This is a genomic window from Microbacterium deminutum (assembly GCF_039530205.1).
GTDB classification, from domain to species: domain Bacteria; phylum Actinomycetota; class Actinomycetes; order Actinomycetales; family Microbacteriaceae; genus Microbacterium; species Microbacterium deminutum.
Map to the genome: position 1 here is coordinate 85665 of NZ_BAAAOG010000004.1, position 18913 is coordinate 104577.

Below are 18913 nucleotides of genomic sequence, written 5' to 3' on the forward strand. Positions count from 1 at the left end.
ACTCGCCCGCTACCGTGGAGTGACTCAAGGAGGGGCCGTGACCGCACCTGTGCCTGATGGGGCTCCGCCCCGAACCCCCGGCTCGCCGGCGCACGCCTCTGACCGGATGCATGCCATCTCGAACGAGACCAGGGCCACCGTCGACGAAGTGCTCGACTACGCGCGCCGGCGGGCGGTGTACGAGGACATCCCGCTCGACAAGCCCCTCACCCCGCGCGATCTGTCCCGGCTCGCGTCGGGCTCGATCACCGCGTCGGGCATCGGGGCGCGGCGCGCGACGGCGCTGTTCGAGAACGTGCTCGCTCCGGCCTGCGTGACGACCGATCACCCCGCGTACCTGTCGTTCATCCCCTCAGCGCCGACCAAGGCGGCGATCGCGTTCGACCTCGTGGTGTCGGCATCCTCGATCTACGGCGGCTCGTGGATGGAGGGCTCGGGTGCCGTCTTCGCCGAGAACGAGGTGCTGCATTGGCTCGCTGCGGAGTTCGGACTGCCCAAGGGCGCGGGCGGGGTCTTCATGCAGGGCGGCACGATCGGCAACCTCTCGGCGCTCGTGACGGCACGGGATGCCGCGCGGCGGCGCAATCGCGGGGCCGGCCGCCCGGATCCCGGCCGGTGGGTGGTCGTGTGCAGCGCCGAGGCGCATTCGTCGATCGCCTCCGCGGCTGAGGTGATGGATGTCGATGTGGTCGGCGCCGCGCCGGGCGCCGACGGACGCCTGCACGGCGACACCGTCGCCCGTGCCCTCGACGAGAACCAGGGTGCCGTGTTCGCCGTAGTGGCCACCGGCGGCACCACGAACTTCGGGATCGTCGACGACATCGCCTCGATCGCCGCCGAGACGAAGGCGCGGGACGTCTGGCTGCACATCGACGGCGCCTACGGTCTCGCGGCCATGCTGGTGGAGCGGATGCGCCCCGCCTTCGCAGGGGTGGAACTCGCCGACTCGCTCATCGTCGATCCTCACAAATGGCTCTTCGCACCGTTCGACGCGTGTGCGCTCATCTACCGCGACCCTTCAGGTGCCAAGCTCGCACACACGCAGAAGGCGGAATACCTCGACACCCTCACCGAGACGGCCGACTGGAACCCGTCGGATCTCGGCATCCAGCTCACGCGACGCGCGCGCGGCCTGCCGCTGTGGTTCTCGCTCGCGACCCACGGCACCGACCTGTATCGCGAGGCCGTCGACCACGGCATCACTCTCGCGGGACGGATCGCCGACGAGATCACCGCGCGCGAGGGGCTGTCGCTCGTCCGCGATCCGCAGCTGTCGGTCGTGGTCTTCCGCCGCGACGGCTGGTCACCCGCCGATTACCAGGCGTGGTCGGACCGGCTGCTCGAAGACCAGGTGGCGTTCGTCGTCCCGAGCTCGCATCACGGCGAGACCGTCCTGCGATTCGCGATCATCAGCCCGCTCACGACCTTCGAGACGCTCACCGCGATCCTCGACACGCTCGCGTAGGCGTCATCCGAGTCCAGCGATCAGCCTCTCCACGCGCCCGCGGATCTCGTCGCGGATCGGGCGGACGGCCTCGATGCCCTGCCCGGCGGGATCGTCGAGCACCCAGTCCTCGTAACGCTTTCCGGGGAAGATCGGGCAGGCGTCGCCGCAGCCCATCGTGATGACGACATCCGACTCGCGGACGGCATCCACGGTGAGCAGCTGCGGGATGCCGCCGCCGATGTCGATTCCCACTTCGGCCATGGCCTCAACGGCGATGGGATTGATCCCGTCGGCGGGTTCGGAGCCGGCCGGGAGCACTTCGACCAGATCGCCCGCCAGGGCGCGCAGGAATCCGGCGGCCATCTGCGAGCGTCCGGCGTTGTGGACGCAGACGAACAGGACGGTGGGGGTGCTGTCGGACATCCGGGCCTCGCTCTCGGTCCATGGAAAGTCTGCCATCCTGGGGCGTGGGCGGCGCGTGGTGCGATCGCCGACGGCGAAGGGTGACCCATGGCAGGCAGGTTCGACCTCGAGACGACGACCCTCGGGACGCTTCTCGATGATCCCGATGCGCGGAGCATCATCGTGGAGCTGGTCCCGGAGCTTCCCGACCACCCGATGATCGGGTTCGCGAAGGGGATGCCGGCCGCCGCCGTGCTCAAGATGGCCGGAGGCCAGATCCCGGCCGACGTCGTCGAGCAGCTGCAGACGCGCATCGCCGCACTCTGACCGGAGTCACGTCATCCGCGCGTCGAGCGTTGCGAGGAGTGCCCCGGACGGCCGCGCGTAGTCGCCGAGCCACCGCTGCTCGATCGCGACGATCGGCAGCACGTCGAGGTGGTTCCAGCGCTCGCGCCCTCGGCGCTCGGCGACGACGAGACCGGCGTCCTCCAGCACGCGGAGGTGCTGCATGACCGTGCAGCGGTCGAGCTCGGCGACCTGTCCGCACAGGTCGCCCGTCGTTCGCGGGTGATCGCGCAGGAGGTCGAGGATGCGGCGGCGGGTCTGCGATGAGAGGGCCTTGAACACGCGGTCGGCGGCATTCTCGTCGATCGCGGTCTTCCCAGACATGTTGTGATCCTATAACATGTCTGCATGAACACGGATGATGAGACGATCCTGCGATTCTCCATTTCGGGCCGGATCTCGAAGCCTGTGCACGAGGTGTACGAGGCGGTCGCCGACCCCGCCGTGCTGTCGGAATACTTCACCACGGGCGGTGCGCGCGGCCGGATCGAGCCGGGTGCCGTCGTCACGTGGGACTTCGCCGACTTCCCCGGGGCGTTTCCCGTCGAGGTGATCGACGCGGTGCCCGACGAGCGCATCGTGCTGCGGTGGGACGCCCCCGACACCGGCGACGGCGCGCTTCGCACGACGGTGACGATGACGTTCGCGGCACTCGAAGACGGCCGCACGCTCGTCACGATCGCGGAAGAAGGCTGGCACGACACCGACGGGGGACGCACGGCCTCGTATGGAAACTGCGAAGGCTGGACCGGCATGCTCTGCGCGATGAAGGCGTGGCTGGAGCATTCCGTCAACCTCCGCGCCGGCTACTACGCCTGACACGTCCGAACGGACACATCCCGCCGTGATCGGTCACGACAACGGGGCCGCCGGAACGCGGAGCGTGTGTTCGACGCGATCGACGGGGATCCCTGCCGTTGTGCACGCGAGACCCGCCGTTGTGCACGCGATGCCGGTGGCCGCACGCCTGCAGTCGGTTCAGGCTCCCGCCCGCCGAGGCCAGATAGACCACCGGCGGCGCACGCGGTCATCCGGCGGCGCCGCCGTCTGCGACATCCGCTCCGCGCGCCGTTCGCGCCACGACCGCACTTCGGCCTCGACGTCGCGCGTCGGCGTCACCACCGGCGGGCCGCCGAGCAGCTGTCGGCGGGCCTCGATGACGCGCCGGTTGAAGTCCTCCAGCGCCGCGCGCACGTCCTCCTCGTGGCCCAGCTGATCGAGTCGCGCGGGCAGTTCGGCGCTCTCGACCCGGAGCGTCAACGCTGGAGGGCCGAGTCCCGTCAGCTTCTCGGTCTCGATCTTGCGCTTGATCCACCAGTCCGGGTCGTGGTGGGTGCCGAGTCCCGGGAGGGGCTTGCCCGCACCGGGCAGATTGTCGAACTCACCACGGCGGATCGCCTGCTGGATGGAGACCTCGACGAACGCGGCGCGCTGCGCGGCCGTGCTCGATCGCGGCTGCTCTTTCGGCGGCGACGGCTCCGCGGCCTCAGGCCCCTGCGCATCGGCCGGGTCCGCGGCATCCCGCGCCAACTGCTCCACGCGATAGCGCGCGGCGGCGACACGAGGGTCCTCAGTCATGCCTCACCTCCTCACGCCGAGGCTGATTCCAGCCTAAACGGGCGTCCGCGAAGGTGCGAGAGACCCCGAGCCTGCCTCAGGACTGATGGTCCCGCCACGAGAACTGCGGCGCGTACCCGAGCAGCCGCCGCGCTTTGGCGATCGACAGCAGCGTGTCGTGCTCGCCGATCTCGCCGGTGATCGGCACGCCGGGGAAGACCTCGGCGATGAGCTCGGCGTTGGGCCGTGACATGACGGTGTCGGCCGCCGCGATGATGAAGCGGTCGAAGCCCGGCGGGGCGACCTCGAGGGCACGCTCGATGGCGTGAGCGCCGTCGCGGGCGTCGATGTAGCCCCAGAGGTTCCACTTGCGCAGACGCGTGTCGGAATCGAACGACGGGAACTCCGCATAGTCCTCGGGCCACATCACATTCGAGAATCGCAGTGCCGTGATCGAGAGGTCGGGGTGCCACCGGACGAGCTCGGTCGCGAGCTGCTCTTCGAGCACCTTCACGATCGAGTAGACGCTCTCGGGCCGTGCCGGGTATTCCTCGTCCACGGGGATGTACGGCGGCGGCACGTCGAACGGCAGACCCAGCACCGTCTCGCTGGACGCGTACACGATGCGACGGATGCCGACACGCGCGGCCGCCCAGAACACGTTGAACGTGCTCGTCATGTTGTTGTGGAAGGTGGCGACGTCGCTGCGGAGGCCGGGCGCCGGGATCGCCGCGAGATGGACGACGGCGTCGAACGGCTCGGAGCGGTCCACGCCGGCGAGGGCGTCCACCACCTGGCCGTAGTCGGTGAGGTCCACCTGGACGAAGTCCGGTTCGCGAGGGCCGACGACATCCAATCCGATGACGATGTGACCCGCCGATCGAAGATGGCGAGCGACGACGGACCCGAGCTTGCCGGTCGAACCGGTGACAGCGATGCGCATCCCCCCAGCGTGCCACGATCAGGGCGGCCGGTGTGCGTCGAGGAGCTGGGTCTAGCCTGGGGCGCGGAGGACCGATGACCACTGACGAGCCGTCACGCGGCGCGGCACGCGCCGGAGTGCGCGAGGTCGCGCGGCTCGCGGGCGTCTCGTCGCAGACGGTTTCGCGGGTGATCAACGACCACCCGAACATCCGGCCCGAGACCCGCTCGCGGGTGCTCGAAGCCATGGCAGCGCTCGACTACCGCGTGAACAACGCGGCGCGCGCCCTCGGAACGCGTACCACGCGCACCCTCGGCATCATCGCGTCCGACGCCACGCTGTACGGGCCGTCCGCGGGCATCGGGGCGCTCGAGGCAGCCGCCCGAGAGGTCGGTCGGTGGGTCGCAACGGCATACGCGGATGCCGCGGACGCGGGCTCGGTGGAGGGTGCCGCACGGCACCTCCTCGGGCAGGGGGTGGACGGCATCATCGTGGTGGCGCCGCACGCGCGGACGCTTCCGACCCTGGCGGAGCTGACGCCGGGAGTCCCCCTCGCGACCCTGCACGGCGGCCTCGGCGCGGAGCGGCAGGCCGATGCCGCCGCCCTCGCGGTCGAGCACCTCGTGGCGCTCGGTCACCGCCGGATCGCCCGGCTCGCCGGGCCCGAGGACTGGCTCGAGGCGCTCGCACGCGACGCGGGCGCGAGCCGCGCCCTGGCGGATCGCGGCCTGGCCGCGTCGGCGGGCTGGGTGGGGGATTGGAGCGCACGCGCCGGCGCCGCCATCGCCGCTGCGGTCGCCGTGGCCGTGCGCACCGTCGACGGGCCGACCGCGGTGGCGGTCGCCAATGACCAGATGGCGCTGGGGCTGATCGCCGGTCTCCGAGCCACCGACGTCGCCGTGCCGGGCGACGTGAGCGTGACCGGGTTCGACGACAATCCGGATGCCGCGTTCTACAGCCCTCCGCTCACGACGGTGCGTCTCGACCTCGCCGGAGAGGCTCGGCGCTGCGTCGCAGAGGTGCTCGGGCACCCGGCATCCGCTCTTCCCGCCCCGCCGGAGCTCGTCGTCCGGGAATCCACGGCTGCCCCACCCTGATCGCGCGCTCGGCTTGCCAAAACGAGTGTTACCGGTAACATTGTTCGCACACGAGACCGATGGAGGACCCCGTGAGTACCGAACCGGCCGCGACGCCGCCCACCCGACCGATCTACTCCGCCGATGTGCAAGCCGCGATCGACGCCGTGCGGACTGACGTCGCGAAACTGCACAGCGAGCTCGTCCGCTACGGGCTGATCGTCTGGACGGGCGGCAACGTCTCGGGTCGCGTACCCGGCGCGGACCTCTTCGTCATCAAGCCGTCAGGCGTCTCGTACGACGACCTCGCGCCGGAGAACATGATCCTCTGCGATCTCGACGGAGTCGCGGTGCCCGGCGCACCCGGCAGCGAGCGAAGCCCCTCGAGCGACACCGCCGCCCACGCATACGTCTACCGGCATATGCCCGATGTCGGAGGCGTCGTGCACACCCATTCAACGTTCGCCGTCGCGTGGGCCGCGCGCGGCGAGGGGATCCCGTGCGTCATCACAGCGATGGCGGACGAGTTCGGCGGCCCGATCCCCATCGGGCCTTTCGCGATCATCGGCGACGATTCGATCGGCCGGGGCATCGTCGAGACGCTCACCGGGCACCGCTCGCGCGCCGTGCTGATGCAGAACCACGGCCCGTTCACGATCGGGGTCACCGCGAAGGACGCCGTGAAGGCAGCCGTGATGGTCGAGGATGTCGCCCGCACGGTGCATTTCGCACGTGAGGCTGGTCCGCTCATCCCGATTCCGCAGGAGGCGATCGACAGCCTGTTCGACCGCTACCAGAACGTCTACGGACAGAGCGGGGAGGAACGGCGATGAACGATGTCGGCGGCACCGATGCCCGCGACGCCATCCTCGCCGGCCGCACGTCACTCGGCATCGAACTGGGCTCGACCCGCATCAAGGCGTGCCTGATCGGTGACGATGACCCGAGCACGGTGCTCGCCGTGGGCAGCCACGACTGGGAGAACCAGTTCGTGGATCGGGTCTGGACCTATTCGCTCGATGCCGTGTGGTCGGGCCTGCAGCATGCGTACGCCGATCTCGTGGCCGATGCGCAGGCGCGCCGTGGCGTCGAGGTGTCGACGCTCGGCGCCATCGGGGTGTCCGCGATGATGCACGGCTACCTCGCGTTCGACGCCGACGGCGAGCTGCTCGTGCCCTTCCGCACATGGCGCAACACGACGACCGGTCCCGCATCAGCGGAGCTGACCGAGGCCTTCGGGGTCAACATCCCGCTCCGCTGGTCGATCGCCCACCTCCATCAGGCCGTGCTCGATGAAGAGCCGCACGTGCCGGAGGTGCGATTCGTCACGACCCTCGCCGGCTACGTCCACTGGCGGCTCACCGGACGCAAGGTGATCGGGGTCGGCGACGCGTCCGGGATGTTCCCGATCGATGCCGCGACGATGGACTACGACGCCGATCTGCTCGGCCGGTATGACAGGCTGGTCCACGGCCGGGCACCCGGGCTCGACGTCGCATCCCTGCTGCCCGAGGTGCTGGTGGCCGGGCGCGCAGCGGGGGAGCTCACGGCCGAAGGCGCCGCCCTGCTCGACCCGGCCGGCAGGCTGCAGCCCGGCATCCCACTCTGCCCGCCCGAGGGCGACGCCGGCACCGGGATGGTCGCGACGTGCTCCGTCGCGCCTCGCACGGGCAATGTCAGCGCCGGGACGAGCATCTTCGCCATGGTCGTTCTGGAGCATCCGCTCGCCCGGGTCCACCACGAGATCGATCTCGTCACGACACCGGCCGGCGACCCGGTCGCGATGGTGCACTGCAACAACGGTGCCAGTGAACTGGCCGCCTGGGCGGGAGTGTTCGGCCGATTCGCCGCGGCGGCGGGGACCATCGTCGACTCCGACGCCGTCTTCGAGACCCTCTTCGGCGAAGCGCTCGACGGTGAAGCGGATGCCGGAGGACTCGTGGCCTACAACCACCTCGCCGGCGAGCCGATCGCCGGGCTCGCCGAAGGCCGGCCGCTGTTCGTGCGGATGCCCGACAGCCGGTTCACGCTCGCCAACTTCGTGCGCGCCCAGCTCTACGGGGTGTTCGGAACGCTGGCTCTCGGCATGCAGGTGCTCGCCGACGAAGGCGTCGCGCTCGACCAGATGTTCGCGCACGGCGGCATCTTCCGCACCGCGGGCGTCGCCCAGCGGTTCCTGGCGGGGGCCCTCGGCGCTCCGGTCGCGGTCGGCGAGACGGCGTCGGAAGGCGGGGCCTGGGGGATCGCCGTGCTCGCGGCATACTTGTCGAGCGCGTCGCAGCTCGATCTCGGCGCGTACCTCCGCGAGCGCGTCTTCGCCGATGCCGGGTTCGACACTGTCGCACCGCACCCCGACGACGTCGCCGGCTTCGCCGCCTACCTCGACCGCTATCGTGCAGGGCTCGCCGTCGAGGCCGCCGCCGTCCAACACCTTCCCCCCGCTCGCTGACCCGCTCCGCTCCTCCCCGACGGCCGGGCTCGATCAACAAGGAGACACCGATGACCCGCACACCCCTGTCCAGCTCGCTCGACGGGTACGAAGTCTGGTTCGTCACCGGCAGCCAGACGCTCTACGGTGACGAGACCCTGCGCCAGGTCGCAGAGCAGTCGCAGGCGGTCGCCGACGGCCTGGCAGGGATGCCCGTGAAGGTCGTCTGGAAGCCGGTGCTGAAGGATTCCGACAGCATCCGTCGCCTCGCCCTCGAGGTGAACACACGGGATGACGTGATCGGCGTGATCGCATGGATGCACACGTTCAGTCCGGCCAAGATGTGGATCGCGGGCCTCGACGCCCTGCACAAGCCGCTGCTGCACCTGCACACCCAGGCGAACGTAGAGCTCCCGTGGGCCGACATCGACTTCGACTTCATGAACCTCAATCAGGCCGCGCACGGCGACCGCGAGTTCGGCTACATCCAGACCCGGCTCGGCGTCGCGCGCAAGACGGTCGTCGGCCATGTCTCGAACCCCGCCGTGGTGCGGCAGGTCGAGGACTGGCAGCGCGCCGCGGCCGGGTGGGCGGCATCCCGATCGCTGAAGCTCGCGCGATTCGGCGACAACATGCGCTTTGTCGCCGTCACCGAGGGCGACAAGACCGAGGCTGAGCTGCGGTTCGGCGTGCAGGTCAACACCTGGGGCGTCAACGAGCTCGCGGCGGCGGTCGAGGCCGTCGCCGAAGCGGATGTCGACGCCCTCGTCGCCGAGTACGTCGAGCTGTACGACGTCGCAGCGGAGCTGCTTCCGGGCGCCGAGCGCCACCAGTCGCTGCGCGACGGCGCCGCCATCGAGCTGGGCCTGCGGTCATTCCTCGAGGAGGGCGGCTTCGGCGCGTTCACCACGTCGTTCGAGGATCTCGGGGCGCTGAAGCAGCTGCCCGGACTCGCGGTGCAGCGGCTCATGGCCGAGGGCTACGGCTTCGGCGCCGAGGGCGACTGGAAGACCGCCATCCTCGTGCGGGTCGCGAACGTCATGGGCGCGGGCCTTCCGGGTGGCGCGAGCCTCATGGAGGACTACACGTACGACCTCGTGCCGGGCGCCGAGCGGATCCTCGGCGCGCACATGCTCGAGGTGTCGCCTTCGCTGACGACCGCGAAGCCCCGCCTCGAGGTGCATGCGCTCGGGATCGGCGGCAAGGAGGACCCGGTTCGACTGGTGTTCACGGCGGATACGGGTCCTGCGCTCGTGGTCGCGCTCTCGGACATGCGCGACCGGTTCCGGCTCGTCGCGAATGTCGTGGAGAACGTCGACGCGCCGGATCTGCCGAAGCTGCCCGTCGGCCGGGCGGTCTGGGAGCCGGCGCCGGACTTCGCGACATCCGCCGCCTGCTGGCTCGCGGCGGGCGCGGCACACCATACTGTGATGACGACAGCCGTCGGCATCGAGGTGTTCCGCGATTTCGCGGAGATCGCGAAGACCGAACTCGTCGTCATCGACGAGGACACCACGGTTCGGGGCTTCCAGCGCGAACTGAGATGGAACCAGGCGTACTACCGACTCGCTCAGGGGATCTGACATGCCACAAGTCCCGGCCTCGGGCGTGCAGCATGCGCTGCGCGCCGGGGACTACGAAGCCGTGATCGCGAGCGTCGGCGCGACGCTGCGGTCGCTCACGTACGATGGCCGCGACCTCATCGTGCCGTTCGACGCCGATGAGGTGCGGCCCTCGCATCGTGGGGCGACCCTCGGCCCGTGGCCGAACCGCGTCGTAGACGGTCGCTACACGTTCGAGGGGGTCCAACGGCAGCTCGCACTGACCGAGCCCGCCCGCGGTCACGCACTGCACGGGCTCATCACCTGGCTCGACTTCGAGGCCATCGACAAGGGCCCGGACCATGTGACCCTGGCGCAGCGGATCGAACCGCAGACGGCGTATCCGTGGCGGATCGTCGTGAAGACCACCTTCACGCTCGCTTCCGACGGTCTGACCCAGTCCGTATCGGCCCGCAACGAATCCGACGGGCCGGCGCCGTGGGGCACCGGCCCCCATCCGTACCTCGTCGCGGGCGCCGGACACGTCGACGACTGGACGCTCGAGCTTCCCGCGGCGCAGGTGCTCGCCGTGACCCCTGATCGCCTGATCCCGACCGACCTCGTCGCGGTGGATGCCGACGAGCCCGAGCGCTTCGACTTCCGGGTCGCCCGTCCGATCGCGTCTGCCGCGATCGACCATGCCTACACCGGGCTCTCGCGTGACGATGCCGGTCGAGCGACCGTGCGGGTGACGTCCTCCGGCGGCAACGGCGTCGCGATGTCGTGGGATGCCGCGTGCCCGTGGGTGCAGATCCACACCGCCGACCGCCCCGGACTGCCGATCAACCGGATCGGGCTCGCGGTCGAGCCGATGACGTGCGCCCCCGACGCGTTCAATGCCGACACGTACGCGTTCGACGCCGGTCTCATCGTGCTCGAACCCGGCGCCACGACGGAGGCGTCCTGGCGGATCTCCGCCATCTCCTGACCGGGGCCGCGTGGGCGCACGGTTCAGTGCTGGTGGCCCGGCACGACCAGACCGTGCCCGCTGTGGTCGGGCGCGAGCCGCCCCGCCTCGGTGGCGCCGAGCGCCGGAGTGACGACGGCCGCCACGATCACCGCCGCGACAAGAAGCGCCGACAGCCGGGGCTGCGCCGTCCGGACCGTGCCGCGCCGCTGTCGGCGGACCACCCAGCCGCACGCGAGCGCGACGGCCACGAGCAGAGCGGATGCTGCGCCCACCGCCGCCACACTGGTTCGGACCGGATCGATCCCCAGTGCGACCACGGCCGCGATGAGCCCGGCGAGCGCTCCCGCCATGCTCGCCCGCGGCGCGATCACGCGCCCGCGGGCGAGCATGGCAGCCCCCCACCCGATCGCGCCGGCGCCGATGATGATGAGCACGGCGCCGGCCCCCCGGGCGGCACCCCCCGCTTCGGTCATCATCCCCGCGCCGAGCGCGATCTCGAGCAGCCCGGCACCCCACGCGCTGACCGCCGCCCAGGAAGGGGCGGAGGAGCGGGAGGGGGCGGCATCCATCGACATCGGCGTCAGGCGGTGCGGCTCGAGAGCGTCGCGCGCGCCCCGCGCTCAGCGGCCAGTCCGACCCCGAGCAGCACGATGGCGCTCGCCAGGTGCAGGAAGTGGTCGAACGTGTTCAGAGCCAGGACGTTGAGCGCGGTCCCCACCAGGAAGAATCCCACGATCCCGAGCAGCAGATAGGCCGCGCCGATGATGATGTTGACGGTCTTCGCCGCGACCACCGAGACCAGGCCGGCGATCAGCAGCGCGGCGCCGATCAGCAGGTGGGCGATGTTGTGAGCGGGGTTGACCGCGAAGATGCCGAGCAGCAGTCCGCCGTCGGTGGCGAAGAAGCTGACGCCGCCCGTGACGGCGAAGCCGAGCGCTCCGACGACGAGGTAGACCGCGCCGAAGATCGTGGCGACGAGGCGGTTCGGTGACGTACGCATGTGGGTCCTCCTGTTCGTGCGCGGCCAGGCGCCGCGTCTGAGAACTGTTCGGAGCACCGCACGGATCGGTTTGCCGACGTGCACCGAAGCCGCCCCGAGCGGGACAGGCCAGAAGGCCCCCGAGTGATCTCGAAGGCCCTCCGGATCTCGTCCGCGTGTGGCGGGGCGAGGATCAGCTGTCGCGCAGATCCTCCTTGACCTCGTTGCGCTTTTGGACCGAGTCGCGCTCGGCTTCGGCCTTCTTGACGTCGGCGTCGGCCTTGACCTCGTCGGCCTTGTCGCCGATCCGATCGGTCGTGTCTTCCCAGGCTCGTTCGACCTTCCGGCCGACGGCCTCGGCCGTCTCCTTGGCGTCATCCGCGAATCCCATGGGCAACTCCTCTCGTTGAAGCACTCTGCCTTCGAGGCTATGGGGCGCGGGCGATCCGGCCAGGGGCTTGCATGCGGCATCCCGCTTTGCTAATCCTCAGAACGGATGCCGCGGTCGCACGAGCAGCCGGCATCCATGGCACACTCGGCCCATGCGATTCGAGACGACCCTGCTCCAGACCGGCAACAACACCGGCATCGAGGTGCCCCCCGACCTGCTCGAAGAGCTCGGCGCAGGCAGGCGTCCGGCCGTGAACGTGACGGTCAACGGCTACGCGTACCGCAGCACGGTGGCGGCGATGCGCGGCAGGTTCCTCATTCCGTTCAGCTCCGACAAGCGGGCAGAGACCGGACTGAAGGGCGGAGACCCGATCAGCGTCGAACTGACGGTCGACACCGCACCCCGAACGGTCGAGGTGCCGGCGGATCTCGCGGACGCGCTCGCCGGAGCAGGCCTGCGTGCGGCATTCGACGCGCTGCCGCCGAGTCACCAGAAGGCGCACGTCACGAGCGTCGAGAGCGCGAAGGCCGAAGAGACCCGCGCCCGCCGTGTCGCGGCCGTGATCACCAAACTGCAGGAGTGAACGGGGGAGCCGCTGGCACAGCTGCGACGTGGATCTCGTCGCCGGTCGCGGGATCGCCCGGGAATCGCTCCCACTCCTCGACGGTGACGCCCCAGCCGGTCTAGGCCATCGGGGTCGTGGTGTCGATCGCGTCGCGCAGCGGCCGGCGCATCGCGCTCCAGTACCGGGTCGGCGCGACGCGTGAGAGGACGTCGACGAGGCGCGACTCGCGGCCGATCATCGTCCGCGGGCGCCGCCGCACGGTCGCTTCGACGATGCGGTGCGCGGCGTCCGCGGGTTCGGTGTGATACATCGCCGCCTGCGCCGCCGCCGCGCGCTGAGCGATGGCGGGATCGATCGTCGCGGCATACCGGCCGTGCAGGATGATGCCGGTCTTCACGCCTGCCGGGTAGATCGCACCGACCGTCACGTTCGAGCGCTCGAGCTCGTGGCGGAGCGATTCGGTGAACCCTCGCACCGCGAACTTGCTCATCGCGTAGGGGATGCGTCCCGCGGGGGCGGCGAGGCCGTAGATGCTGACGAGGTGCGTGATGTGGGCCGCGGGCTCGCGCCGCATCGCGGGCAGCAGGGCTTTCGTGATGTTGACGGTGCCCCACAGGTTCACGTCCATGAGCCAGCGCATCTCGGCCATCGTGAGCTGGTCGATGTCGCCCAGCATGGAGGATCCGGCGCAGGTGATGAGGGATTGCACGTGGGGATGGGATGCCGCGATCTCGGCCGCCAGCGCGAACACGGCGTCGTCATCGGCGAGGTCGACCACGTGGGTCGTGTGCCCCGTGCCGGATAGGTCGTGGAGGAGTGCGGCGAGGCCATCCGCGTTGCGATCCACGAGCGCGAGGCGTGCGCCTCGGCGGTCGAGCTCCCGCGCGATCTCGGCGCCCATTCCGCTCGCCGAGCCGGTGATCACGGTGGTCCGCCCGCGCACGTCGAGGTGCGGCATCCTGGTCATATCGTTCTTCCTCCTGCGCTGTCGCCCCGTCGATTCTCGCCGACTCGGATGACCGGCGCCGACCGTTACGCTCTTCTGGGGAGGACGACGACGATGGGCAAGACCGCCGACGCGATCGTAGAGGGCGTCTCCATCGCGTCCGCCGCCGCGCGACTCGCCGTGCGCAACCACATCCTGGTCGAGACCATCGCCCATGACGAGCCGTACACCGTCGATCGCTTCGCCGGACTCGCGCACGAGACGCTGATAGGCCTGGCGGATGAGCAGGATGCCGCCGCAGACCTCGCGCGTCGGCAGCGGAAGAACGCATGGGGCAAGTTCACCGATCCTGACAGCACCCACGACTATCGCGACCGCGACACCCGAAACCTCCGCAAGCGCCAGCGGCAGTACCGCGGTGTCGCGAAGGAGCTGCGGCGCAGAGCCGAAGACTCGGAAGAGGTCCAGCTGCTGGTGAAGGAGTCGAGGGATGCCGCGTGGGGCGATGTCGAGGCCAACCTGCTGCGCCGGCTGGCGGTCGAGGGGATGCGGGCCGGTGTGGATCCCGATTACGACATGCTGCGCGCGGCGAGGATGCAGTCGCTGCGGCTGATCGACCTGTCACGGCTCGCCGCCCATCGCCGCCACCTGGGTGATGGCGAGGACGGGGAGCCGGATCCCTCTTCGAACGATGAGCCCGACTTCGTCACGGGCCCCGGCCCTGCCGGGCAGCCTGTCGACGTGTCCGACGCCGTGGAGTGAGGCTCGTCCGATGAACTTCGCCCCCGAGCATTGGGATCGTCTGGCCGAGCTCATCGACACGTCGTACCGCAGGGTGGCTATGCGGCGACAGCTTCGGGCGCTCGACGACCGCGGAGCCGCGGCATCCCCCTCGATTAGTGAAGAGCGCGGCCGTGGGGTATTCTGGACGCTGGTTTGCGCGCGAGCATGAGCCATGCGCCCGTAGCTCAATGGATAGAGCATCTGACTACGGATCAGAAGGTTGGGAGTTCGAGTCTCTTCGGGCGCACACTGTGTTGAGACAGTAAACCCACGAAAACCCGCGGATTTCCGCGGGTTTTCGTGTTTCCGCCGAACGGTCGTGAGACACGCGGCGCCACAGCGCGCCACACCCCTGTGTGCACCTGTGTGTGCACCGAATCGAGGTCGGGCTGGCTCCGTGACTGGGCGCAGTCGTCCGCGCAACGAACCCGAGCCGCCGAACCCATGCGCGGCAATCAGTGCTCCTCGCTTTCGCACGAATGTCTACGAGGCGCCTCGCCGCGTCCAGGTGTCAGTCGCGTGGACTGCGACTCTGGGGACCAGTTGGGGAAACCTCGTCGACGTTCTGGTCGGAGATCGACACCGCGATCGTCAACTTCATCTCCTCAGGAGCGACTCGAGGCGGGCGACGCCCTCGCGTGATTCAGATTCATCGTCGCTGCGCAGGCGGGTTCCGCCGCCGAGTTTCCGGCGGCATGGAAGTGGGATGATTGGAACGAGTTCCGTGTGCACATCACGGGAGCCAAGCCCCGCGTCTCGACCTGGGTGGACGGAGTTCCGGTGGCCACGCTGGATGCCGCGACCCTCGGGTTTCCGAACTATGACGCCGACGCGGCTCCGGACCTCTTGGGCACTCGCGGGCACATCGCGCTGGAAGTGCATGACGATGCACACCGTATAGAGGAGAGACGTGGACTACACACGCAAGCTGCTGCCCGGGCAGCTCAGCCGCATCCACATCGGCTACACGGATGGCCGGGAGTCCGCGGTGGTCTTCGAGACGGACCAGATTCTCATCGAAGCACCCAATTGGACCCTCGATGGCACGCGATTGATCGTCAACGGGAACGGACTGCTGTGGTCGATCGCCGCTGAGCCCGGGGGGGAGCTCGAGCTGATTCCGCTCGATGGCGCGCCGCCTTTGAACAACGATCATGTGCTGGCCCCCGACGGTGAACGCATTTTCGTGTCGGCCGATGACTGGCACATTTACGAGGCGAGTCTGGAGGGCGGACCGGTCCGCCGGATCACGAGCGTCAATGAACCGGAACGCCTCCACTTCTTGCACGGAGTCAGCCCTGACGGTGAAAAGCTCGCCTACATCGGGTTGAACGCGGGCGGCGAAGACGTCTGGGCGAGCGGAAATGTCTACACCGTTGCGGCAACGGGCGGTGAGGACGTCCAGCTGACCTTCGGCTCACGACACGCCGACGGATCGGAGTACTCGCCCGATGGCGAGTTCATCTACTTCAACACCGAGGCATTCGAGATGACGCCCGGTCACGCGCAGATCGCGCGCATGAAGCCCGATGGCTCCGACGTGGAGCAGCTGACGTTCGATGATCAGGTCAACTGGTTTCCGCACATCGCACCCGACGGGAAGAGTGCGGTCTACATCGCGTTCCCGCCGGGTACCGAGGGCCATCCCGAGAATATGTGGGTCGAGGTCAAGCTCGTCACCGAGGACCGGTGGCTGCACCCTCGAACGGTGGAGCGACTGCACGGTGGTCAGGGAACAGTGAACGTCAACAGCTGGGCTCCCGACAGCCGGCGGTTCGCATACGTCAGCTACCCGATCGCCGGACTCGACGACTGAGCTGACAGCTCCCGGCGGGACTACCCGATGAGAACCCGGGACTCCGTGTCGTTCGGCCGGATCTGAAGCTTGCGTCCCTGGCCAGCACGGAACATCGCCAGCGCGTCGGCGTAGTCGTCGAGCGTGAACGAGTGGCTGATCATGGCGCGCGCATTGATGGCGCCGGTCTCGAAGAGCTCGACCGCGCGGCCGAAGGAGTTGTGCACCGCCATGCTCCCGACGATCGTCAGTTCGTCGCGGTACACCCGGAAGGGCGAGAACTGGGCTTTGCGATCCGCGGGGGCCACTCCGAAGTCCTGAAAGCAGCCCGCCGGCTTCACCCGCGTGAGCGCATCCTCGATCGCGCGGATGCTGCCTGTGCAGTCGATGACGACATCCCACTTGTCGCGGTCTGCCTCGTCAGGTGACGTGTGGCGAAGATCGATTCCGCATTCGGCCGCGGTCTGAAGGCGATCCTCGTTGAGGTCGACGATGGTGACGGTGGCGGCGCCGGCACGCCGCCCGAGCTGGGCCATCAGGAGACCCATGGTTCCCGATCCGTAGACGAGCACGTGGTCGCCGAGCCGACGAGGCAGGATGTCCCAGCCGCGGATGGCGCATGCGAGCGGTTCGATCAGGGCCGCTTCGAAGAGGTCGGTCTGCGGCTTCAGCTTGTACACGTTGCCTGCCGGGGCGATGAAGAGCTGCTGGGCCGCGCCGTCGGACGACACAACCCCGAGGCCGTCCCAGAAACGGCACAGATTTTGGTGCCCGTTCACGCAGAATTCGCACTCACCGCACGTCTTGCTGGGATTGATCGCGACGCGGTCACCCACGTGAAAGTCGAAGACACCCTCATTGACGCCCTCGCCGACGGCACGAATCGTGCCCGTGGCTTCATGGCCGGGCACGAGTGGGAACACCGTGCCCTCGAATTCACCGTCGAGCACGTGCACGTCTGTCCCGCAGATCCCGACCGCGGCGGTCTCGATGAGGATCTCCTTGTATCCGGGCACGGGAGCGGGTCGCTCCTCAAGTGACAGGGTCGCTTCCGAGCTGAATACGAGCGCGCGCATGGTTCTCCTTTCGGCAGCTTCTCAACCTGCCTGGTTGTCGGCTGCCTCGGAGGCCGTGGTGCTGCTCAGGGCTGAGAGGAGTGCCTGGCCTCGTGGGACGCCTAGGCCGGTGCAGGGGTCCCAGCCTCGGCCCGCTTGGTAGGCGCCGTTGTTGCCGACGGTGATGTCGCGGAAGCCGGTCGCAGCCGCGTAGAGCCTGGGTTGCGCGAGTCCGAGCGGTGCACCCAGCGCTTGGGCGAGGCGCGCGATCAGCGCTGCCCAGAGCGGAGCGACGGCGCTGGTGCCTCCGATCACCGAGGTCTTCCCGTCGATGCGCACCAGGTACCCGGTCTGCGGGTCCGCGTCTCCTGCGACATCCGGTACCCCGCGGCCGCCACCGGAGGGTGCGACTGGAACGCCCGCGGTCTTCTGCCAGGTGGGCAGCGGGAACGCGTCGCTGACACCGCCACCGGTGGCCCCGCCCTGCGAGCCGTTGTTCCACACCGTCTCGGACGACACGGTCGTGCCGACGGCTTCGAGGGTGGTGCCTCCGCACGCGAGTGCCGATGGGCTCGAGGCTGGGAAGTCGACATGGGTGCCGCTCTTTTCCCGGTCGGTGCTGCCGTCGTCGCCTGCGGCGACCGTCACCGTCACCCCGAGGGCGGCGGCGTCGGTCAACGCCTCGTCCAGCGCCGATCTCGCCTGTGCTGTCCATTGGTCTTCGCTCTGCCCCCAGCTGACGCTGATCGCGGTGGGTGTCGGGGTGGCGTGCGCGGCATGGGCGACCGCGTCGAGGAATCCGGCATCCGTGTTGGGGGCGAAGTACACGAGGATGTCCGCCTTCGGCGCGAGCGTACCGATCACCTCGATGTCCAGCAGCACCTCACCATCGGCGCCGTTCGGATCACCGTACGGGACGTTCTTTGCATTGTCGACGGACACAGCCGTCACGCGAGGTGATGCATCGAGCCCAAGCGAGGAGAAGTAGGCGGTCAAATCGCTCTGCGCGAAGCCGCCGCCGAGTTCGACGATGCCGATCGTCTGACCTGTTCCGTCCGTTCCCATCGGGAAGTCGTAGATCTCGCCGAGCTGCAACGGGGTGTAGCTGACCGACACCGCCTGCGCGGGCACGGTACGGAACTGCGGACGCGCCTGCGGCCGGTTGTCCAGACCGAGGACAGCGGTGACCACGCCGTCGAGCTCGGCGGGAATGCTGAGACCTCCCGTCCGATACCAGTGCTCCACAACGGGTCCGGCCGGCGAGGCGCTGCGCACCCGGGTCAGCTCGACACCGAACGCCCGCTCGGCATCCGCCACCGTGCCACGAATCCGCACCCGACGAGATGCCCCATCAGCTTCGAGCACCGTGAACCCGAGCCCCCGCATCACCGACACCACGTTCTCAAGCGCCGTCGGTTCGGCTCCGAAACGCCGATCGAGCTCCCCCGGCTCGACGCGGCCGATCGTCTCGGGGTCCAGGGGAGCGCGTCGTCGCAGCACCAGCGTCGCCTCAACCGGCTCATCCGAGCGCAACATGCCGACGACCGGCTCAACGCCGGGTATCGGCGGCCGCTCGCTGCCGAGCAAAGGAACAAGCCGAACCTCAGGAACATTCGCGGACGCCATGCCTCCGGTCTACGCGCACCCCAGGTGGGTCGCAAGAGCGGGAGGCAGCCCCGCAAGAGAGCTCGGGCTGGCGATCCCCGCCGCC

21 protein-coding genes, 1 tRNA gene and 1 pseudogene are annotated in these 18913 nt (G+C 69.2%); 13 read left to right on the forward strand and 10 right to left on the reverse strand.

Going from position 1 to position 18913, the window contains the following annotated elements:
• Positions 1-106: 106 nt before the first annotated feature.
• Positions 107-1465 (forward strand): pyridoxal phosphate-dependent decarboxylase family protein, encoded by a 1359-nt coding sequence (locus tag ABD212_RS11990; RefSeq protein WP_344095259.1) that lies wholly within the window; start codon positions 107-109, stop codon positions 1463-1465.
• 3 nt (positions 1466-1468) lie between these two features.
• On the opposite strand, the gene ABD212_RS11995 is transcribed toward ABD212_RS11990, so the two are convergent.
• A complete protein-coding gene (locus tag ABD212_RS11995) occupies positions 1469-1870 on the reverse strand; it encodes an arsenate reductase ArsC (RefSeq protein ID WP_344094906.1) in 402 nt (133 codons plus the stop codon).
• Between the two features lie 87 nt (positions 1871-1957).
• Here ABD212_RS11995 and ABD212_RS12000 point away from each other — a divergent pair, with 87 nt between their 5' ends.
• The gene (locus tag ABD212_RS12000) at positions 1958-2176 is read left to right on the forward strand and encodes a hypothetical protein (protein ID WP_344094908.1); all 219 of its coding nucleotides are present in this window, start codon (positions 1958-1960) and stop codon (positions 2174-2176) included.
• A gap of 6 nt (positions 2177-2182) precedes the next feature.
• On the opposite strand, the gene ABD212_RS12005 is transcribed toward ABD212_RS12000, so the two are convergent.
• Complete coding sequence (locus ABD212_RS12005) at positions 2183-2518, reverse strand: ArsR/SmtB family transcription factor (RefSeq protein ID WP_344094910.1); 336 nt, start codon at positions 2516-2518, stop codon at positions 2183-2185.
• 24 nt (positions 2519-2542) lie between these two features.
• Here ABD212_RS12005 and ABD212_RS12010 point away from each other — a divergent pair, with 24 nt between their 5' ends.
• Positions 2543-3013 (forward strand): SRPBCC family protein, encoded by a 471-nt coding sequence (locus tag ABD212_RS12010; protein ID WP_344094912.1) that lies wholly within the window; start codon positions 2543-2545, stop codon positions 3011-3013.
• 159 nt (positions 3014-3172) lie between these two features.
• Here the strand turns inward: ABD212_RS12010 and ABD212_RS12015 are convergent, their stop codons facing one another.
• Both ABD212_RS12015 and ABD212_RS12020 read right to left on the reverse strand, forming a co-directional pair.
• Positions 3173-3772, reverse strand: coding sequence for a DnaJ family domain-containing protein (locus tag ABD212_RS12015; RefSeq protein ID WP_344094914.1), 600 nt, complete (start codon positions 3770-3772; stop codon positions 3173-3175).
• A 76-nt stretch (positions 3773-3848) separates the two neighbouring features.
• The gene (locus tag ABD212_RS12020; RefSeq protein WP_344094916.1) at positions 3849-4694 is read right to left on the reverse strand and encodes an NAD-dependent epimerase/dehydratase family protein; all 846 of its coding nucleotides are present in this window, start codon (positions 4692-4694) and stop codon (positions 3849-3851) included.
• Between the two features lie 74 nt (positions 4695-4768).
• On the opposite strand from ABD212_RS12020, the gene ABD212_RS12025 reads away from it, so the two are divergent.
• From ABD212_RS12025 to ABD212_RS12045, 5 genes are read left to right on the forward strand one after another with little or no spacing between them, the layout of a single operon-like run.
• On the forward strand, positions 4769-5770 hold the full coding sequence (locus ABD212_RS12025) for a LacI family DNA-binding transcriptional regulator (protein WP_344094918.1): 1002 nt from the start codon (positions 4769-4771) through the stop codon (positions 5768-5770).
• Between the two features lie 59 nt (positions 5771-5829).
• On the forward strand, positions 5830-6582 hold the full coding sequence (locus ABD212_RS12030) for an L-ribulose-5-phosphate 4-epimerase (RefSeq protein WP_344094920.1): 753 nt from the start codon (positions 5830-5832) through the stop codon (positions 6580-6582).
• Positions 6579-8198 (forward strand): xylulokinase, encoded by a 1620-nt coding sequence (locus tag ABD212_RS12035; protein WP_344094922.1) that lies wholly within the window; start codon positions 6579-6581, stop codon positions 8196-8198. The genes ABD212_RS12030 and ABD212_RS12035 overlap by 4 nt, the downstream gene beginning before the upstream one ends.
• Before the next feature lie 50 nt (positions 8199-8248).
• Complete coding sequence (gene araA, locus ABD212_RS12040; RefSeq protein ID WP_344094924.1) at positions 8249-9760, forward strand: L-arabinose isomerase; 1512 nt, start codon at positions 8249-8251, stop codon at positions 9758-9760.
• 1 nt (position 9761) lies between these two features.
• Positions 9762-10706, forward strand: a complete 945-nt coding sequence (locus ABD212_RS12045; protein ID WP_344094926.1) for an aldose 1-epimerase family protein — start codon at positions 9762-9764, stop codon at positions 10704-10706.
• Between the two features lie 23 nt (positions 10707-10729).
• Here the strand turns inward: ABD212_RS12045 and ABD212_RS12050 are convergent, their stop codons facing one another.
• The 3 genes from ABD212_RS12050 to ABD212_RS12060 form a co-directional block, all read right to left on the reverse strand.
• Positions 10730-11263, reverse strand: a complete 534-nt coding sequence (locus ABD212_RS12050; protein WP_344094928.1) for a hypothetical protein — start codon at positions 11261-11263, stop codon at positions 10730-10732.
• 5 nt (positions 11264-11268) lie between these two features.
• Complete coding sequence (locus tag ABD212_RS12055) at positions 11269-11688, reverse strand: DUF4383 domain-containing protein (RefSeq protein WP_344094930.1); 420 nt, start codon at positions 11686-11688, stop codon at positions 11269-11271.
• A gap of 172 nt (positions 11689-11860) precedes the next feature.
• On the reverse strand, positions 11861-12058 hold the full coding sequence (locus ABD212_RS12060; RefSeq protein WP_344094932.1) for a hypothetical protein: 198 nt from the start codon (positions 12056-12058) through the stop codon (positions 11861-11863).
• 151 nt (positions 12059-12209) lie between these two features.
• Between ABD212_RS12060 and ABD212_RS12065 the strand changes: the two genes are divergently transcribed.
• Complete coding sequence (locus ABD212_RS12065; protein ID WP_344094934.1) at positions 12210-12641, forward strand: YdeI/OmpD-associated family protein; 432 nt, start codon at positions 12210-12212, stop codon at positions 12639-12641.
• A 100-nt stretch (positions 12642-12741) separates the two neighbouring features.
• On the opposite strand, the gene ABD212_RS12070 is transcribed toward ABD212_RS12065, so the two are convergent.
• Positions 12742-13590: an SDR family NAD(P)-dependent oxidoreductase gene (locus tag ABD212_RS12070; RefSeq protein WP_344094936.1), complete on the reverse strand. Its 849-nt coding sequence runs from the start codon at positions 13588-13590 to the stop codon at positions 12742-12744.
• Between the two features lie 93 nt (positions 13591-13683).
• Here ABD212_RS12070 and ABD212_RS12075 point away from each other — a divergent pair, with 93 nt between their 5' ends.
• The 4 genes and pseudogenes from ABD212_RS12075 (at position 13684) to ABD212_RS12085 (ending at position 16168) form a co-directional block, all read left to right on the forward strand.
• Positions 13684-14331 carry an asparagine synthase gene (locus ABD212_RS12075; protein ID WP_344094938.1) on the forward strand — a complete coding sequence of 216 codons (648 nt, stop codon included), beginning with the start codon at positions 13684-13686 and terminating at the stop codon, positions 14329-14331.
• A 195-nt stretch (positions 14332-14526) separates the two neighbouring features.
• Positions 14527-14599: transfer RNA gene (locus ABD212_RS12080), tRNA-Arg, on the forward strand.
• A 479-nt stretch (positions 14600-15078) separates the two neighbouring features.
• Positions 15079-15180, forward strand: a pseudogene (locus tag ABD212_RS19005) (hypothetical protein); the annotation flags it as partial.
• Between the two features lie 82 nt (positions 15181-15262).
• Complete coding sequence (locus ABD212_RS12085) at positions 15263-16168, forward strand: TolB family protein (RefSeq protein ID WP_344094940.1); 906 nt, start codon at positions 15263-15265, stop codon at positions 16166-16168.
• Between the two features lie 20 nt (positions 16169-16188).
• Here the strand turns inward: ABD212_RS12085 and ABD212_RS12090 are convergent, their stop codons facing one another.
• Positions 16189-17223 carry a zinc-dependent alcohol dehydrogenase family protein gene (locus ABD212_RS12090; RefSeq protein WP_344094942.1) on the reverse strand — a complete coding sequence of 345 codons (1035 nt, stop codon included), beginning with the start codon at positions 17221-17223 and terminating at the stop codon, positions 16189-16191.
• 21 nt (positions 17224-17244) lie between these two features.
• Complete coding sequence (locus ABD212_RS12095) at positions 17245-18702, reverse strand: S53 family peptidase (RefSeq protein ID WP_344094944.1); 1458 nt, start codon at positions 18700-18702, stop codon at positions 17245-17247.
• Between the last annotated feature and the right edge of the window lie 211 nt (positions 18703-18913).

What these genes read in the sequence shown, in the direction of transcription:
- ABD212_RS11990 (WP_344095259.1), top strand. Translation starts at nt 107, where the DNA reads ATGCATGCCATCTCGAACGAGACCAGGGCCACCGTCGACGAAGTGCTC.
- ABD212_RS11995 (WP_344094906.1), bottom strand. Translation starts at nt 1,870, where the DNA reads ATGTCCGACAGCACCCCCACCGTCCTGTTCGTCTGCGTCCACAACGCC.
- ABD212_RS12000 (WP_344094908.1), top strand. Translation starts at nt 1,958, where the DNA reads ATGGCAGGCAGGTTCGACCTCGAGACGACGACCCTCGGGACGCTTCTC.
- ABD212_RS12005 (WP_344094910.1), bottom strand. Translation starts at nt 2,518, where the DNA reads ATGTCTGGGAAGACCGCGATCGACGAGAATGCCGCCGACCGCGTGTTC.
- ABD212_RS12010 (WP_344094912.1), top strand. Translation starts at nt 2,543, where the DNA reads ATGAACACGGATGATGAGACGATCCTGCGATTCTCCATTTCGGGCCGG.
- ABD212_RS12015 (WP_344094914.1), bottom strand. Translation starts at nt 3,772, where the DNA reads ATGACTGAGGACCCTCGTGTCGCCGCCGCGCGCTATCGCGTGGAGCAG.
- ABD212_RS12020 (WP_344094916.1), bottom strand. Translation starts at nt 4,694, where the DNA reads ATGCGCATCGCTGTCACCGGTTCGACCGGCAAGCTCGGGTCCGTCGTC.
- ABD212_RS12025 (WP_344094918.1), top strand. Translation starts at nt 4,769, where the DNA reads ATGACCACTGACGAGCCGTCACGCGGCGCGGCACGCGCCGGAGTGCGC.
- ABD212_RS12030 (WP_344094920.1), top strand. Translation starts at nt 5,830, where the DNA reads ATGGAGGACCCCGTGAGTACCGAACCGGCCGCGACGCCGCCCACCCGA.
- ABD212_RS12035 (WP_344094922.1), top strand. Translation starts at nt 6,579, where the DNA reads ATGAACGATGTCGGCGGCACCGATGCCCGCGACGCCATCCTCGCCGGC.
- araA (WP_344094924.1), top strand. Translation starts at nt 8,249, where the DNA reads ATGACCCGCACACCCCTGTCCAGCTCGCTCGACGGGTACGAAGTCTGG.
- ABD212_RS12045 (WP_344094926.1), top strand. Translation starts at nt 9,762, where the DNA reads ATGCCACAAGTCCCGGCCTCGGGCGTGCAGCATGCGCTGCGCGCCGGG.
- ABD212_RS12050 (WP_344094928.1), bottom strand. Translation starts at nt 11,263, where the DNA reads ATGTCGATGGATGCCGCCCCCTCCCGCTCCTCCGCCCCTTCCTGGGCG.
- ABD212_RS12055 (WP_344094930.1), bottom strand. Translation starts at nt 11,688, where the DNA reads ATGCGTACGTCACCGAACCGCCTCGTCGCCACGATCTTCGGCGCGGTC.
- ABD212_RS12060 (WP_344094932.1), bottom strand. Translation starts at nt 12,058, where the DNA reads ATGGGATTCGCGGATGACGCCAAGGAGACGGCCGAGGCCGTCGGCCGG.
- ABD212_RS12065 (WP_344094934.1), top strand. Translation starts at nt 12,210, where the DNA reads ATGCGATTCGAGACGACCCTGCTCCAGACCGGCAACAACACCGGCATC.
- ABD212_RS12070 (WP_344094936.1), bottom strand. Translation starts at nt 13,590, where the DNA reads ATGACCAGGATGCCGCACCTCGACGTGCGCGGGCGGACCACCGTGATC.
- ABD212_RS12075 (WP_344094938.1), top strand. Translation starts at nt 13,684, where the DNA reads ATGGGCAAGACCGCCGACGCGATCGTAGAGGGCGTCTCCATCGCGTCC.
- ABD212_RS12090 (WP_344094942.1), bottom strand. Translation starts at nt 17,223, where the DNA reads ATGCGCGCGCTCGTATTCAGCTCGGAAGCGACCCTGTCACTTGAGGAG.